Origin of the sequence: Leifsonia sp. Leaf264 (assembly GCF_001422325.1) — a bacterium.
Classification (GTDB): domain Bacteria; phylum Actinomycetota; class Actinomycetes; order Actinomycetales; family Microbacteriaceae; genus Orlajensenia.
Window position 1 is genome coordinate 50,732 of record NZ_LMMR01000005.1, and the last position, 15,586, is coordinate 66,317.

Annotated in this window: 15 protein-coding genes; 8 read left to right on the forward strand and 7 right to left on the reverse strand. The window is 64.9% G+C overall.

Annotation, left to right across the window (positions count from 1 at the left end; all coding sequences use genetic code 11):
- Positions 1-18: 18 nt before the first annotated feature.
- From ASF30_RS09225 to ASF30_RS09255, 7 genes are all read right to left on the reverse strand, one after another.
- On the reverse strand, positions 19-2,154 hold the full coding sequence (locus ASF30_RS09225) for a helicase-related protein (protein WP_055905064.1): 2,136 nt from the start codon (positions 2,152-2,154) through the stop codon (positions 19-21).
- A gap of 19 nt (positions 2,155-2,173) precedes the next feature.
- Positions 2,174-3,022: a hypothetical protein gene (locus ASF30_RS09230; protein WP_055905067.1), complete on the reverse strand. Its 849-nt coding sequence runs from the start codon at positions 3,020-3,022 to the stop codon at positions 2,174-2,176.
- Positions 3,023-3,043: 21 nt separating this feature from the next.
- The gene (gene trxB / locus ASF30_RS09235; protein WP_055905070.1) at positions 3,044-3,976 is read right to left on the reverse strand and encodes a thioredoxin-disulfide reductase; all 933 of its coding nucleotides are present in this window, start codon (positions 3,974-3,976) and stop codon (positions 3,044-3,046) included.
- Positions 3,977-4,081: 105 nt separating this feature from the next.
- On the reverse strand, positions 4,082-5,218 hold the full coding sequence (locus ASF30_RS09240; protein WP_055905073.1) for a hypothetical protein: 1,137 nt from the start codon (positions 5,216-5,218) through the stop codon (positions 4,082-4,084).
- Positions 5,219-5,272: 54 nt separating this feature from the next.
- Positions 5,273-5,713 carry a hypothetical protein gene (locus ASF30_RS09245; protein ID WP_055905076.1) on the reverse strand — a complete coding sequence of 147 codons (441 nt, stop codon included), beginning with the start codon at positions 5,711-5,713 and terminating at the stop codon, positions 5,273-5,275.
- 28 nt (positions 5,714-5,741) lie between these two features.
- Positions 5,742-6,530, reverse strand: coding sequence for a hypothetical protein (locus ASF30_RS09250; protein WP_055905079.1), 789 nt, complete (start codon positions 6,528-6,530; stop codon positions 5,742-5,744).
- Positions 6,531-6,632: 102 nt separating this feature from the next.
- Complete coding sequence (locus tag ASF30_RS09255; RefSeq protein ID WP_082467777.1) at positions 6,633-7,610, reverse strand: HNH endonuclease family protein; 978 nt, start codon at positions 7,608-7,610, stop codon at positions 6,633-6,635.
- A 113-nt stretch (positions 7,611-7,723) separates the two neighbouring features.
- Between ASF30_RS09255 and ASF30_RS09260 the strand changes: the two genes are divergently transcribed.
- From ASF30_RS09260 to ASF30_RS09285, 8 genes are all read left to right on the forward strand, one after another.
- A complete protein-coding gene (locus ASF30_RS09260) occupies positions 7,724-8,179 on the forward strand; it encodes a hypothetical protein (protein WP_157497124.1) in 456 nt (151 codons plus the stop codon).
- A 30-nt stretch (positions 8,180-8,209) separates the two neighbouring features.
- Positions 8,210-8,401 carry a hypothetical protein gene (locus tag ASF30_RS22630; RefSeq protein ID WP_157497126.1) on the forward strand — a complete coding sequence of 64 codons (192 nt, stop codon included), beginning with the start codon at positions 8,210-8,212 and terminating at the stop codon, positions 8,399-8,401.
- Positions 8,402-9,066: 665 nt separating this feature from the next.
- Positions 9,067-9,588 (forward strand): hypothetical protein, encoded by a 522-nt coding sequence (locus ASF30_RS09265; RefSeq protein ID WP_055905084.1) that lies wholly within the window; start codon positions 9,067-9,069, stop codon positions 9,586-9,588.
- A 241-nt stretch (positions 9,589-9,829) separates the two neighbouring features.
- Entirely contained in the window at positions 9,830-9,970 is a 141-nt protein-coding gene (locus tag ASF30_RS22635; protein WP_157497128.1) for a hypothetical protein, read from the forward strand.
- A gap of 70 nt (positions 9,971-10,040) precedes the next feature.
- Positions 10,041-10,640 carry a YgjV family protein gene (locus ASF30_RS09270; protein WP_055905087.1) on the forward strand — a complete coding sequence of 200 codons (600 nt, stop codon included), beginning with the start codon at positions 10,041-10,043 and terminating at the stop codon, positions 10,638-10,640.
- A gap of 21 nt (positions 10,641-10,661) precedes the next feature.
- Positions 10,662-11,885 carry an MFS transporter gene (locus tag ASF30_RS09275; protein WP_055905090.1) on the forward strand — a complete coding sequence of 408 codons (1,224 nt, stop codon included), beginning with the start codon at positions 10,662-10,664 and terminating at the stop codon, positions 11,883-11,885.
- A gap of 56 nt (positions 11,886-11,941) precedes the next feature.
- The gene (locus tag ASF30_RS09280; protein WP_157497130.1) at positions 11,942-13,720 is read left to right on the forward strand and encodes an RCC1 domain-containing protein; all 1,779 of its coding nucleotides are present in this window, start codon (positions 11,942-11,944) and stop codon (positions 13,718-13,720) included.
- Positions 13,721-13,848: 128 nt separating this feature from the next.
- Positions 13,849-15,561: a hypothetical protein gene (locus ASF30_RS09285; protein WP_055905097.1), complete on the forward strand. Its 1,713-nt coding sequence runs from the start codon at positions 13,849-13,851 to the stop codon at positions 15,559-15,561.
- Positions 15,562-15,586: the final 25 nt, after the last annotated feature.

The following is a 15,586-nucleotide window of genomic DNA, read 5'->3' on the forward strand; positions in this document are numbered from 1 at the left end:
TGTAGGTATGTGGCTTATTCAGGCCGCGAAACACGTGTCGCAGAAACGGAAATGCGGGGCGCAGGGCTGACCGCAGTCGGCGCAGAACCCGGCAGAGGATGTTCGCAGCGCCTCCATCAGCTCAGCGGTGATCGTCTTCGCAGCCTCCTGCTCCACCTCCACCGCTGTGCCGTGCAGATGCCCGACAAGCTCCGGGAAGCAGCGGGCGACCACCATGACGTCGCGGGCGATGCCGGCGGCGCGTTCAGCTTCCTCCAACCCGAGCGGCGCATCCCGTTTCGCCTGCTTCAAGATGTAGGAGAGCTTGTTGGAGCCGGACGCGACAGTGCGGACCATCGGAGCGAACACGTCACTGTCGGTATCGACCGGGGCGGTGATCACCTTCCACAGTTCAGAACCCGGGATCGGCCACCGCTGACCGAGGGTAGTGGTCCCGCGGAGCCCCAACACGTCAGAGGCGTACAGGAACCGTTGGACGAACGGTTCCGCAGGGACCGGCGCCACGTCACGGCGGTGCTTCAGAGCGACGACAGCCTGAGCGTTCCAGGCGCCCATGGCCACACCGATCTGGTGCGCTTCCGGGTTTCCGAGGTCGGTGAACTTCGGTCGGATCAGTCCGGAGCGGACATCCATGCCGTCAGGGGCCTTCCCGGCAGCGGCTTCCGCGCCGAGCTCCACGATCCGCTGCTTCGGGTTGAACCCCGTCTGCCCGCGGAGGGTGTACACCTTGCCGGCGTCAGCCAACCCGAAACGTCCTGCGCGGCCTGCGATCTGCGCGGCCTCCCACGTCAGGAGGTCACGGACGGTGCGGCCGTCGAACTTGCTGGTCTCAGCGAACACGACATTCTCCGCGGGGATGTTGATTCCGTGGCCGATGACGTCGGTGGTGACCATCACCTCCACTTTCCCGGAGATGAACGACTCGATCTGCTCCACACGGTTCTCCGGAGGCAGCGCCCCGTACAGAACACCGACAGTGCGGCCGGCAGCCATCAGCCGAGATGCGAGCGCGTGGACACCCTTGCGGGAGAACGCCACCAGCAGAGACTTCGACGGGATGGTGTCCACCGTCGTGTCACCGCAGTACGACAGCGGCGACAGGCGTTCGTGGTAGATGACTTCGAAGTCGGGGGCGCCTTCGAACACGGACCGGAGGAACGGCTCCGCGCCTCGGGACGCCGCAACCTCCACGATGTCGTAGTCAGCGCCGACCAGAAGGCGTGTCCAGGCGTAGCCGCGGTCCTCATCCTCAGCCCAGTGGGCTTCGTCCAGAACCAGGGTGCGGCCGTGGTCTGGCGCCATCTCAGCAGTGCAGCAGAGGATCGGGGCGTCCGGGTTCCACTCCTCCTCACCGGTGATCAGACCGACATTCTCCTCGCCGAGCTGAGCCGCAAGCTTCGTGTACGCCTCACGGGCCAGCATCCGCAACGGTGCCGCGTAGGTTCCATGGCCGGACTCAGCGAGACGCTGCAGAGCATGGAACGTCTTCCCGCTGTTCGTCGGGCCCAGATGGATGCGGACAGTCTCCGGGTGCCGGTTCCGGTCACGGACGGCGACCTTCACCCGGCCTTCGATCTCACGGACCTCGTCTCGGGTGTTCTGCGGCTTGTGCAGAGCGCCACGGATCGCGTGCAGGTGGGAGGAGGCGATCATGCGGCCGCCCCCGGACACCCGGTGGATGCGAGCGCCGACACGGCTCGCGGCAGCAACCACCACCGTCTCGTCGACCTTGAACTCAGCTGCCAGGTCAGCCACAGCCGTCTGGCGGGCACGTCCTGGTTTCCGGCCCGGCTGGGCGGCGATCCGATCGATGTCAGCAGCACGCCAATACAAAGCGGTGCCGCGCTTCACAGGACCGGTCTCCACCGGCTGCACGCCGGAGTCGGCGATGATCTTCTGGAACGTCTTCACAGACACCTGCAGCCGAGCTGCAGCATCCGAGGCGTTCAGCCGGTACTCCGACTCCAGCTTCTCCATCCACTCCTTCGACCGTTGGGCGCGGCGAACCTCGAACAGGTCCACCTTCCCGTCAGGGCCACGGGTCAGCAGACCCGTCTTCACAGCCAGGTCGTACTGCCAGACGGCGATCTGAAGCAACTCGCGGACACGGTCACGTCCGATACGGGTCGGTGCGGGGGCTGCAGCGATGCTCATGCGACTCTCATGTGCGGCTTCAGCTGGAAATGCCGGCAGCGTCACGGATGTCGATCACGACAGTGCCGTCAGGCTCACGCGACAGCCAGGAACGAGCTCCTGCACGCGGGACCGACGACAGCGCACCGTTGAAGAACAGCTGCTCATCGCAGACAGACTCGTCAGAGTCGTTGACGATGTCCTCGATCACCCACGGGCCCTCACCGCCGGGCTTCCCGGAGCGGGGAGCGAGGATGATCTTCGAGGCTGTCGGGGCGAACTCCAGGACGGTTCCCGCAACAAGCTTCGCACCGGTGTCAGCATGCGTGCTGACCGCGAGCCGGTACGCCTCCAGCGCTGCAGGCAGCTCCGGGACTTCGAGGGCGGCGGCGGTGAGCAGGTCGATTTCGCGGCGGCCGTCTTCCTTCTGGGCGTACCACTCGAACTGGCCGTCCATGGGGCTGTCGGAGTCGTCCGGGGTGTTGAGGTGGCTGAACCCGAGGTTGTCGATCGGCAGGTGGAAGGTGTCGTCGGTGGTGATGTCGAAGTCGTGCGCTTCACCGGCCAGGTATCCGTCCCAGGTGTAGACGGACTCGGCGAGGAGTCGGTCGCCGGCGTCGTTGACATGCAGGTGCAGGGTGCCGGCGTCAGCGTCCTCCGAGATGATGTTCTGCGCGAGGGCGGCGGCAGCTGAGAGGTGAACGGTGAGCTTCGCGTTCTCGCGGTCGCGGACGGCGCTCTCGTACGCTTCCTCGGCGGCTGCGATGTCGACGGCGGTGAGCTCACCGGCGAACGGCGGGTGCTCCTCCGGGGCGAATGACCCGGCGTTCATGCCGGGCTTGTGCGGAGCCGCGTTGCCGAGGCGCTTCTGGTTGTCGTTGTCTGCCATGAACCGTAGGTGTGCGGCCGATCAGCTGATGGTGCGGGCCAGGTACCGTTCAGCGTCGAGGGCGGCGACGGTTCCGGATGCGGCGGCGGTGATCGCCTGGCGGTAGTCAGGGTCGATGACGTCGCCGGCAGCGAACACCCCGGGGAGGTTCGTCTTGGAGGACCGACCGGAGACGGCGATGGTGCCCTCTGCGGTGAGGTCGAGCTGGCCGTGGACCAGGTGGGTGCGGGGGTCGTTGCCGATGGCGATGAACACCCCGTCGACGGTGAGTTCGGTGGTCTCAGCGTCGCCGGCGATGGAGTCGATCAACGTGGCGGACGTGACGGTGTCCTCGCCGTTGATCGAGGTGATCTGGCTGTTCCAGATGAACTCGATCTTCGGGTTCGCGAAAGCTCGCTCCTGCATCACCTTGGAAGCGCGGAGGGTGCGGGAGCGGTGGATGACGTACACCTTGGTGGCGAACTTCGTCAGGAAGATCGCTTCCTCCATTGCGGAGTCGCCGCCGCCGATGACAGCGAGGGCCTTCTCCTTGAAGAAGAACCCGTCGCAGGTGGCGCACCAGGAGACGCCGCGGCCGGTGAGTCGTTCCTCGCCTGGGATGGTGAGCTTCCGGTAGGCGGACCCGGTAGCGACGATGACGGCTCGGGCTTCGAGCGGTTCGGAGTAGGCGAGCTCCACCTTCTTCACCGGGCCGTCGAGGGTGACGGAGGTGACGTCGTCGTAGACGATCTCAGCACCGAACTTCTCCGCCTGCTCGAGCATCCGTCCGGTCAGGTCGGGTCCGTCGACGCCGTCCGGGAATCCGGGGAAGTTCTCCACCTCGGTGGTGGTGGCGATGTCGCCACCGATCCGGTCGGTGGAGGCGATGACGATCGGGTTCAGCTGGGCGCGGGCAGCGTAGATCGCTGCGGTCAGTGCGGCCGGGCCGGAGCCGATGATGACGAGTTCATGCACGAGGGGTCACTCCAAGGTGAGGCAGGTTGATAGGTCCCGTCGGGTCGTCGGGACAAAGTGGGCATGTGGCGACAGCCGCCATCACACCGGTGGGTGTGTGACGGGTCAGGAGACCCAGCACTCCCATTCGATCCAGGAGGCGTCGTTCGCCTGCCGGCTGATACGCGCGGCCACCTTGGCGGTGGGGACGCCCAGGATCTTGGCGGCGTCGGAGCGCGCCCACAGCTCACCGGGGGCGGTGGCTTTCCGGAGTTGGGCGCGGGTCTTCCGGACGGTGACGCGACCCGGGGTGGTCTCCTTCGCAGGGACGATCTCCGCAGCGGCTGCGGCGCGTTCTTCGGTGCGACGCTGGACGTGCTGGCGGAGCTCCGCTGCCAGGATGTGGTGGTCGATGTTCTTCAGCCCGGTCAGCTGGGTGTCCTCTTCGGCTCGCTCCAGCATCCCCTCGACGGACTCGACGGCGGGGCCGGCATCGGCGTAGCGGACGAAGAACCCGACGGCGACGTCGCCCTTCTCGCCGCGCCGGATGGCGGTCCCTTCGAATGTGGCCTGGAAGTACGTTTCGAGGTCGTCTGTCGCCCATTCGACAGCGTCGATCCGGGCGAGGTAGTCAGAGTCCTTCTCGCCGGGGAGCTTCTCCCCGAGGATGGCGGGGCCGAGGAGCTTGTCGATCGGGTAGCTGAGACCGAATGTGATGCCCTCGTCGCCGATGTCGGCGTAGTCGGCCTTCTTGAACAGCTGGTCGGAGTCCCACCGGTCGCCGATCCGGTCGGATGCACGGCTGAGCTGGTATTCGCCGTTCCAGTCGTGTGGGCGGCTGAGGCCGCCGGGGTTCTCCTTGGCCCGGGCGGTGACCTTGTCGATCTCCGCGGAGAGGAGCTTGTCGAGGCTGGGGACGATGCCGCGACGGCGGCTGAACTCGTGGATCAGCTTCTCGTCGTAGGCGAGCTTCGCAGCGTCTTCGATGAGGTCCTCGTTGTAGGCGTACGGGTACTCGAACTCGATGTCGTGGTCACCGTCGGTGACTGTCCACCAGCCTTCGCCGGCGTCCTTCACGTGGAGGGAGACGCCGTCCTCGTGATCGAAGGTGTAGCTGGCGGCGTTGAGCTCTGCCAGGTAGATGAACGCTGGGGTCTGGGTCTTCTCCCCCAGCGTCCCGTCGAGGCTTCGGGCCTGCTGGTCGCTGGAGTGGAACCCGTCCTTGCGGGTGTTGCCTGTCAGTGGTGCCGTCTGGGTGCCCATGCGCTTGTCCTTCGTTCGTGAGTCAGAGACGTAGGTGTGCGGCGCCGGCGGCGTTCAGGCCGCTTCGCTGCGGCGCTGGTCTCGGCTGTAGAAGATCGCGGACCGCACCTGCTCACGTGTCGGGAGCTCTTTCCACCGGTTCGTGGTTGTGGTTCCGCGCAGTATCCCGCTCATCGATCCGTAGTCGGAGTAGCTGGTCCGTTCCAGCAGGGCAGACCACAGGGTGGAGGTTCTGGAGATCTGGATGTCGTAGGCGTCCTCCCAGGTCTCTTCGTCGTTGTAGTCGAAGAACCGCAGGATCGCGTCCTGGTCGCCGGGACGGAGCGTCTCTCCGCAGTGGTTCGTGCACGCTTCGAGGGCCTCTTTGATGTCGAGGCGGTCGCTAAGCGGCGTCCGACCTCCAATGGCGAGGATGAACTCCGCCTGGGGCCTAGTGGACCTCCACTGTCCTGCGCGGTCACGCGGCTGAAAGTCGGTGTTGGTTGCTGGGGGCATGGACCCTAGGTGTGTGGCTGGGTGCGTGTCAGGAAGGGGGCGTGTCGTCCGGGTGAACCACGTCGAACGTGCTCGCCCACGGCTTCACGAGCAGGTCGTATCCGCGCTGGGTGAGGCCGTGCGCGGTGCCGATGTGCGGACGGATGAGGAGGGCTTTCTGCGCGTTGGCGAACGCGTAGTGGCGGTTCCAGTCCTCCGTGGTCAGCTCGGTGGTGTGGCGGAGGTTCTGCTCGGATTCGTCGACGAACTTGCTGTACTCAGCGACGATTTCCTCATCGATGGTGTGGTCGGCGACGAGCTCGTCGAACGCGTTCTCAGCACCGGAGACGGCGGACAGGTCTTCGAGGGTGTAGTCCTCACGCTGGGCGATCGCGTTGGCGGCGAGGGTGTCCAGCTTTTCCTGGTTGACGTTCCGGTAGATGCCCTTCACGTACTCCATTTGGTCGAACACCTCGATCAGCCATTCCGTCTCTTCGTGGGTCCACGGGGCGGGGACGACCTCGTCGGCGGCGATCAGTCCGGAGCTGTCGCCGTTGCCGTAGTTGACGACGAGGTAGCCGTCGGGGTCGACGTCGGCGACTCGGCCGATGCGGGTGGCGAAGATGCGGGTGCCGTCGTTGAGGATGTTGGTGAGCATCTGCTGCTCGACCCGGTCGCCGATCTGGACGGGAGCGTCGATGGTGAGGGTGACCCCGCCGGTGCTGGCGGTGGTGCAGGCGTCTGCATCAGCGGACCCGTAGACGTGAGAGCCCTTCACGCCGCACTGCTGCGGGTGCGGGCAGCGGACGGATCCGGCGGGGATGGTGAGGTGCGGCATCGGCTGCTCTTTCTGTCTCGCCCACGGGCGGGCTCAGAGCTTTAGGTGTGCGGCTCAGCAGAGGACGGTTCGGCGTGCGCCCGTCCGAGCAATCCTGTCCGGTCAGCTGTTCCAGTGGAACTTCCCGGCCTTGTCCGGGCCTTTTGAGCCACACGTGTACGTCTTGCCGTTGGCGGCAACTCCGGTCTCACCCTGGGTGGAGCACCAGGATCCGGGGTGGATGGTGGCGGCCCGCCCGGCAGCCGGTGCGTCAGGTGCGGGAGCAGGAGTCTGAGGGGCGGGCTGCTCGACGATCGGGGCGGCCGGCGGGGTGTAGGAGGGGTTTCCGCAGTTGGCGAGGATCCCAGCGATGGCGTCGTGTTCGGCCGGAGCGACCCACAGCCCGTACTTCGCCTTCACCTGGACCTGGGCGGACACGTAGGTGCAGCGGAAGGATTTGTTGGACGGCAGCCAGGTGGCGGCGTCGCCATCGCCCTTGGCGCGGTTCGCCGGCCCATCAACTGCGAGAAGGTTCAAGGGGTCGTTGGCGATCTGTTCACGCTGCGCCTGAGACAGCTGCTGGCCGCCGGTGACCCACACATTGCCGAGAGCGACCAAGTGGTCGATGTCTACGAGGACGTCGCCGCCGCGGGCCCAGTTGAGCGTCTTGCCGGTGTACGGGTCGGCGAGCGTTCCGGTGAGGACCTTGCAGGAACCGGACTTGATCTCGTCGGTCATATCGCGAGCCAGGACGTCGTCGCGCTGGCCGCAGTGGTTGCCGTCCTTGTCGAGCCACGCGGCTCCGAACATCTCGGTGCGCTTGTACCCGGTCATCGGCGCCTTCCCCTTCACGGGGATGGTGGCGAGGAGGGCGAGCATGTCCGACTGCGCCGCCGGTGTTGCCGCAGAGGGCGAGGCGGACGGGGTGGGGGCCGCTGTTGCATCCGTTGCCGGCGCGTCGGGTGCGGCCGACGCGGGCGGCTGAATTGTTGCAGCCGAAGTTGCTGAAGGCTCGGCAGCCGAGTTGGTGGCGAGGTCGGCGTCGCCACAGCCGGTGAGACCGGCGATGAGCGCGCCGGCGAGGGCGATGGATGCAAGCATGTTCTTCTTCACGTCACTTACATGTGCGGAGGTTCCCGCTCCTGCACCGTCAGTCTTGCCGCATGCCGCACATGAAGGTGATAGAAGAAGTAGTCGACCATCTGGAGGGCACCATGTTCCGTATCACCGACCTGATCATGCCGGAATCACCGGGCACGTCGGCGACCTCCTGGGCCGTCGTCGTCGCAGTCGCCATCGCAGTTGTCGTCGGCGTCGTCGCCTTCCGAATCGCGAAGCGTTTCCTCCGCCGACGTATGAAGGCGATCCTCATCGCCGCCACCGTGTCCATCGCGGCCGGCGCCCTCGGCGTCAGCGCATTCACCTTCTCGACCGCCGATGCGGCGAACACCGCCAAGGCCGCATTCGAGACAGCACAGATCCAGGCGGTGACCGGCTGGGCCCGTACGACCTACGGCGTCGACATCAACCCGTCCGAAGCTCTGGACCTGGTCGCCGGCCACCCCGTAGAGATCTCCGTCGACGGCGTCACCCAGCGGGTGTCGCTCAGCACCGACGTGGCTGGAACCAAGCTGACCGTAGCCAACAACGAGATCCCCACCCTCGGCTGAGTGCCGACCAATCCGACCAGAGAGACAGCCATGCCACTGACATTGGAAGAACGAGTCCGCCGAGTTTTCAAAGCCGAGAAGAAGCGTGAGTCGATGTCCCGGATGCACGGCGGCCCGCACTCCGGGATCACCGTCAAGCAGGCCGCCTACCGGCGGACCGCTGCCATACTGGGTCTCCCGATCGGCCAGGTCAAGGAGATCGTGAAGGCTCGAGCCGAGTAGGTTCCGACACCCCGCCCGTTCAGAGTGGCAGAAAACAGACGAATGTCGAAGAACGGCCACGCTATTACCTGATCATTACCCGGAAATGTCAACCATAGTTGACAGTGCCCGTAAAATCTCGGGCGGACTGCTACCCAGATTACCCAAATCTGTCAACATCGGTTGACCGGGGCTACGTCAACCGCAGTTGACTTCTGATTCGATGTCACCCGGACGAGGGTCACACTGCTTCGATCGGTGGCCGTGACCTCGTGGCCAGGTGATGGAGGTAACACTGAGCATCTCTCAAAAGCGATGGCAGTTTCCCGTCTTTGAGCGAAAAACTGCCACAAAATTGCCAGGCTGTCACCCAGATCACCCGGAGTTACCACCCCTCGGTAACGGCCAGATCCCAGTAAACACAAGGCCTCTAGCTACTACTTACTACTACTGAAACCTTGTTACCTCTTAAGTTAAGTAGTTAAGGAGAGAGTCGCTATATCTTTCCGCAGAAGCAGTAAGCATTCCCTTCCTCCTCTATATGCACCACAGCGCCAAAAGCTGGTATTTCGGTAACAAGCAACAGAAATCCCAGATCAAGAGTAATAAAATGCGATACCCGGCCTTGGTTACGGCCGGTCACGCGGTAATTCCGGCCGGTAAACGCCGCCACGCACCTACGTTGCATGACAGCAACCGTTGCGCACAGGCACGACCTCCGAGGCGGCGACCGCGCCCACCCCTCGCGGTGGTCACCCGCAGCCGCGCACCCCTCCGAAGCCGCTGTCAGCTACGACGTCATCCCCCAGCTGCTCGCCAAGCAGGCACACTCGCTCACCGTTCTCGCCGAACACGGAGGCTCGATCGCCTTCGCCGACCGGTCCGGGTTCCGCCGCGGCGGCTTCCCCGTCCACCTCGACGAACTGGGCGACCCCGACCTCGCACGCGGAAACTGCTGGGCAGCCACCAACGAACTGCTCGACCGAATCGACCCCGAAGAGCTCGGCGCCACAGCGATCGACGAGATCACCCTCACGAACCGACGAGACCACGTCGCCATCTCCGCCACCGACGGAAAGACCGACTGGGTCGTCGACTACACGATCAGGCAATTCGACGCCGAACTCGCCTTTCCCTGGGTCGGAACCGAAGCCAGCTGGAAGTCCACCATCGAAGTATCAACCGGGCAAACATGGGCCTTCACCTGACTCATTCCAACCAACGAAATGTGTCCAGACGCAGCCCCGAAAACTGCCACATACCTACATGACAAGGCCCCGAGGGATCGCGAATCGCAACTCCGGGTAGGGCTGGACGCACTGCTGTGAAAGGAGGTCTACGGATCCCCGAGCGCAGCACGGGCAGATCCACTATCTCGCAAAGCCCCCGGCGTCACGCCGGGGGCTTTCGCGTTCCACAGAACCCGAAGAAGCCGCGCATGTTGGGGTCATGAACACCACAGTCACCACCGTCGCCGCGGCCGTCATCCTCAGCATCGGCGCAGCAGCGATCGCCCTGCGCAACCGACGCCCCAGCACCCTGGGTCGCCCCAACACCGCCGGATACGGAGGCTTGCCAACCGCAACCTGAACGCCGACGGAGGTCGCCACATGCCTTGAAACCATGAGCGCAAACCCCGCCGACACCACGGAGATGATCCGTGGTTGAGATCGGCTCCGCCGCCTGGCTGACCAGTCAGATCTTCGCCGCGATCGGCTACCCGATCAGGCTGTGGTCCCACTGGCAGACCACACGCACCCGCACCCTCGCCGGGTCCGCGATCGGCGCAGCGTTCCAGACCCTCGGACTCATCTGCCTCGGCATGTACGGAGCTGCCGCCGCCGGCAGCCTCTCCGTCATCCGCAACCTCATCCACCTCGGCTCCGACAAGACAACCCGCAGAGAGCAGGTCGGCCTCGGGGTCACCTTCGCCGTCCTCGCCGTCATCGCCTACATGGCCTTCGAGATCAAGATCGACAGCATCGCCTGGTGGTTCCCGGTCGGCAGCGTCGTCGTCACAGCCATCGGCCAGGCGTTCCCGTCCCGGTTCGTCGTGAAGCTTTCGGCGTTCATCGGAACCGGCCTGTGGGCTGCAACCTACGCCTCCGTCGGCGCTTGGGTTGCGTTCGCCGGCGACACCATCGGCGCCACCCTCGCCCTGATCGCGCTCAGTCGAATCTGCGTCGACTGGTACCGGAAAGCACACGGTCTCCCGATCCCCGACCGGACCAAGAAGCCGAAACCCGTGAAGGCCGCATAGCGCGCCACATGCCCCTGGGGAGTGTTCCGCTCCTTCGCCATCCGCAACTACCGACTCTGGTTCACCGGCGCTTTCCTCTCCAGCATCGGCGGCTGGATGCAGTCAACAGCTGTGTCCTGGATCGCACTGACCGAACTCACCGACTACGACGCCGTCGCCGTCGGGATCACCATCGCGCTCCAGTTCGGACCCCGAGTGTTCCTGCTCCCGGTGACCGGGTGGGTGGCAGATCGTTTCGAGCGGCGGAAGACCATCCTCGTCACCCAGGCGACCATGATGGCGACCGGTATCACCTTCGGCATTGCCCTCCTCGCCGGCACCGCCCAGCTCTGGCAGCTGTATCTGATCTCCGCAATCATCGGCGTCGTCGGAGCGGTCGAGAACCCGACGAAGCAGGCGTTCGTCCCCTCGCTCGTCCCGGAATCGATGCTCTCCAACGTCGTCGCCTTGGAAGGAGCGACCTACAACACGGCCCGGATGATCGGACCGGCAGCCGGTGGTCTGCTCCTCGCAACAGTTGACCCAGGATGGTTGTTCGTGGCCAACGGGTTGTCCTTCGGCGCGGTCATCTCCATGCTGCTGCTCTTGCGAACCGCAGACATCCGGGACCACCGGACGACCAAGGCTGCATCATCCGGACTCGTCGTGGCGCTCCGACACATCAGAACCGACAGGTCAGTGATGATCGCCCTGGCGATGATCCTGCTGATCGGCTCGAGCACATTGAACTTCTCCGTCTACGTGCCCGCAATGGTCGTCGAGTTCGGCGGTCAGTCGAGCATCTATGGGCTGATCTCGTCAGTCATGGCTGCCGGCGCTGTCCTCGGTGCCCTGCTGGCGGCTAGGACGGAACGGCCGGGCGTGGGCAGGATGGCGGTGGCCGCCGGCTTCGCTGCAGTCGCAGCCCTCGCTGCAGCCTCTTCCCCAAACCTGGTGTGGTTCACCGTTGCCTGCTTCGCGATCGCGTTCGCGAACATCACCATCACCGCCGCGGTGAACGGCCACCTCCAAACCTCCACTCCCGCTCACCTGCGCGGTCGGGTGATGGCGACCCTCATGGCGGTTCTTGCCGTCGGAGCTCTCGCCGGCGCGCCCGCGCTCGGCGCTGTCGTCAACGAGTTCGGCGCCCAGACGTCACTGATAGCCGTCTCCGTAGCGTCCGCGATCGCTGCAGCCCTCTGGTTCGCGACCCGACGCCCGGCTCATCCACCGACACCGGCGACGGCTGTACCTGCAAGCAACTGAACTCCGCCACATATCTCCTCGGCGAGGTACGCCCTCCGACCCGAGAAGGAAACGCCGTGCGCCGCTACCCAAGTTCGCTCACCATGATGCGCTCGATTCGTGGAGCCATCGATCTCGGATCCATCATGGTCGGCGTGATCGTCATCGCCATCTTCGCCGGCATCATTTCCGTGTCCGTGTTTGCTGTGATCCCCTGGAGCCAGGACGAAGCCGCCAAGCAGAACCTCATGTCTGTCGCGGACGCTGAAGCGGTGGCGCGGACTGGTTTCGCAGATGGGGCTCCCGCCGCATATCTGAACAGTGCGGGCCTCGACGGGGCTGAGCTGCTGGACGCCGACCCGGACGCGAACTTGGTCGTCGGTACGGATGCCACAGGCTCCTGCTGGGTCGCACTGTCCCGGTCTGGCAGCGGGGACCCGTTCTTCGCGAGCAGCAAACACCCGAAGCCTGTCGGATACGACACCCAGAACGAATGCGTCGACGTGCCCGCCCTGTTCGCCACACTGCATGACCCGAACCCGCCCGTGCCGCTGGTCGCCAGCTACGCCGACGTCACCTTCGACCGCAGCGGTGGCGGGTCTGTCGCCCCTACCGTCACCGGCCCAGCCGGCGCCAAGACGTTCACCTCCACCGACCTGCCGGACGGCGTGAACCTCAACCCGACCACCGGCGAGATCACCGGACCGCCGGCGTGGCGGTTCAACGCGAAGAAGGTCGCCGTAGGCGGCATGCACACCTGCGCCATCACCCTCACCGGAACGGTGAAGTGCTGGGGCTACAACCTGTTCGGTCAGCTTGGCAGCGGCATCACCAGCTACATGGAACCCCTTCCGGTCGACGTGGTGGGCCTCACCGACGTGAAGGACATCTACCTCGGAGGCATGACTACGTGCGCCCTCACCTCGACCAACGGCCTGAAGTGCTGGGGGCTCAATTCCGACGGCGCCGTCGGCGACGGAACGCGGATCAACCGGGACCTTCCCACCGATGTCATTGGGCTCACCAGCGGCGTGAAGACCGCCTCGTTCTCCGACAGCCACATCTGTGCAGTCACCACGGCTGGTGCCCTCTTCTGCTGGGGGAACGGCGACTACGGGCAGATCGGAAACGACGACACCAGACGTAGCGTGACCCCTACCCCCGTGCACAACTTGGGCAGCGGCGTCAGCAGCGTGGCCGTCGGAGGAACTCAAAGCTGCGCCGTGACAGACGCCGGTGCCGCGCTCTGCTGGGGTGCCGGCAACTCGGGACAGCTCGGCGACGGCACCACCTGGGGCCGCCTCGAACCGAACCCGGTCCTCGGACTGTCCAGCGGCGTTGCTGAGATCCGCGCGGGCGCGAACTTCACTTGTGCCCGCATGGACACCGGAACCGTGAAGTGCTGGGGGAACAACGTCTACGGCGCTCTCGGCGACGGCACCACCGACAACAAGTACGCTCCAACAGACGTGCCCGGGCTCGCCAACGTGGCGTCCCTCGCAGGGACCGGCGCCTCAATGTGCGCAGTGACCACAGGCAAAGACCTCTACTGCTGGGGCGGCAACGACATAGGGCAGGTTGGCACCGGAAGCGCAGATGCGTCCGTTCTGACACCCACCCTCATCAGCTCCAACGTCACCACGGCATCCATTGGCTCCCAGCACAACTGCGCCGCCATCGACACGGAGCTGGAATGCTGGGGCGCCGGCACCATCGGCCAGCTCGGCACCCAGCCCTACGCTGACCACCTCGCACCTGTCGACGTCTACCGTGCTGGGTTTGACCAGACAGCCACTGTCACCGTGAAGTCCGGCGGCCAGACCGTCCAGGCGACACTGCGGTTGAAGCTGTCATAGAAGCGGCCGCCCGTAGGCGCCGGCTCCGCTGAGCTCCTCCGCCAGCGCAGTGAGAGGTTGACACTACCCCCGCCGGGGAGGATCGTGTTTGGCACCGCTCGTGACCCACTAGACGACGGAGTACCACCATGAACGCGACCCCTCCCCGGATCCCGAAACCAGACACCCACGTCGGACCCACCAAATCGAAAGCAGATTCCGGGTTCAGCGGCAAGAAGGATCCCGGGCTCCAGGAACTCACCCACTTCAGTGTTCAGATCAATGACCCCGTCCGGATCGCAACTCCGTTCGGGTACAACGACGAGACCCACAAGTACAAGAAGGAGTTCGTCAACCCGCGCGAGTTCCGCTTCGCTCTCAACGCACGGGATGGCCTGAACTCCTACCGCAGCAGGACCGTAGCCAAGTCGGCGTTCCTGCCAGCACTGAAAGCCAAGCCGGGGTTCCCGGGCAAGCCGGGCAGGATCGACGATCTGAAGGACGAACTGGCCCCACCGGACCCGATCGACCCAGGAAGCGGCGACGGACCCCCACTGTATCCGGATGAACTCGCAGCGTTCGTGTGGACCGTCACCCAGAAGGGCGGGCCCTACCACGAGCGGAAGATCGTTCCCCGCAAGATGATGCCGATGGAGGTCAGCGGAGTCTCGGTTCCTGAGCCCGGCACCTATGTGATCACCCTGCGCGCGGTCACAAACGACAATCGCTTCTTCGAACGGTCCATGCAGGTGACTTTCCGGTCGCTGTTCTTCGCTTCCATCGGAGACTCCTCCGCGTCTGGTCAAGGGAACCCGCAGCAGGCCGGGTCGCCGGATTTCAACCTTCAGCAGGACAGGTTCTGCAGGAACGCGACCTTCACGATGGCCATCGAAAAGGCGAGCGTGAAGATGAGCAACCCTGTGGAGTGGATGGAGGCGAAGGCGTATCGGTCGATGGGTGGGGCACCTTCCGTCGCAGCGATCTCTCTGGACAACAGCAGCGCTACGACGAAGAGGGGGTCGGTCTTCGAGCTGGACGTCATCACCTACGTCACGGTTGCTCGCAGCGGCGCTGCGATCATCGAAGGGCTGCTGAACACCCAAACCCAACCACCCAACGACGACTTCATCGGAGTCGGGCAGATCGACGAACTGGAACGCACCGCCAAGGGTCGCCGGATCGATGTGCTGATGATCGACATCGGCGGCAACGACTGCGGGTTCTCCGATGTGTTCAAAGACCTGGTGAGCGGTGACAACGTCTTCACCGCGGGGTTGCCCGGTCTCGCTTCCGCTGCGCTGGACACCCTCGCCGGCACTGCGGGCATCGACCCTTCTTCCCGGCCCACGATCGGAGACGACCGAGTCGCGCGCAACGACGTGGAAGAAAGACTCATCGCCCTCCTCGCTCCCGGCGGGCAGGTGGAGGTGAACTTCAACAGCCTGAAGGCCCGGCTGGATACCCTCAATGACGACCTCGGCGTCGAATCCATCTTCATCACTGGCTACCCGATCGGGATCTTCCAGTCGAAACGGGACGGCGACCTGGTGTTCGAGTCGTGCGGGGTGTTCTCAGGCCCCGACCTGGACCTGTCCGGCGCCGACATCGAGCTCGTCGTCAGCCAAGGCTTCTTCCTCAACGCGCTCATCCAACGGAAGGCCGAACAGTTTGGGTGGCATTACGTCGAACCGGTTAAAGCGTTCCAGGGCCACGGGTACTGCGCCGACGACAGCTGGTGGGTGAGCGCGGAGACGAGCTGCATGCAGCAAGGTGACTTCGAGGGGATGGTTCACCCGAACCACGAAGGCCACAAAGCCTGGGGCAAGGAGTTCGCGAAGTCGATCCGTGAGCACGCGCTGTGAGGTAGGCGGGCCGCCCACACACCTA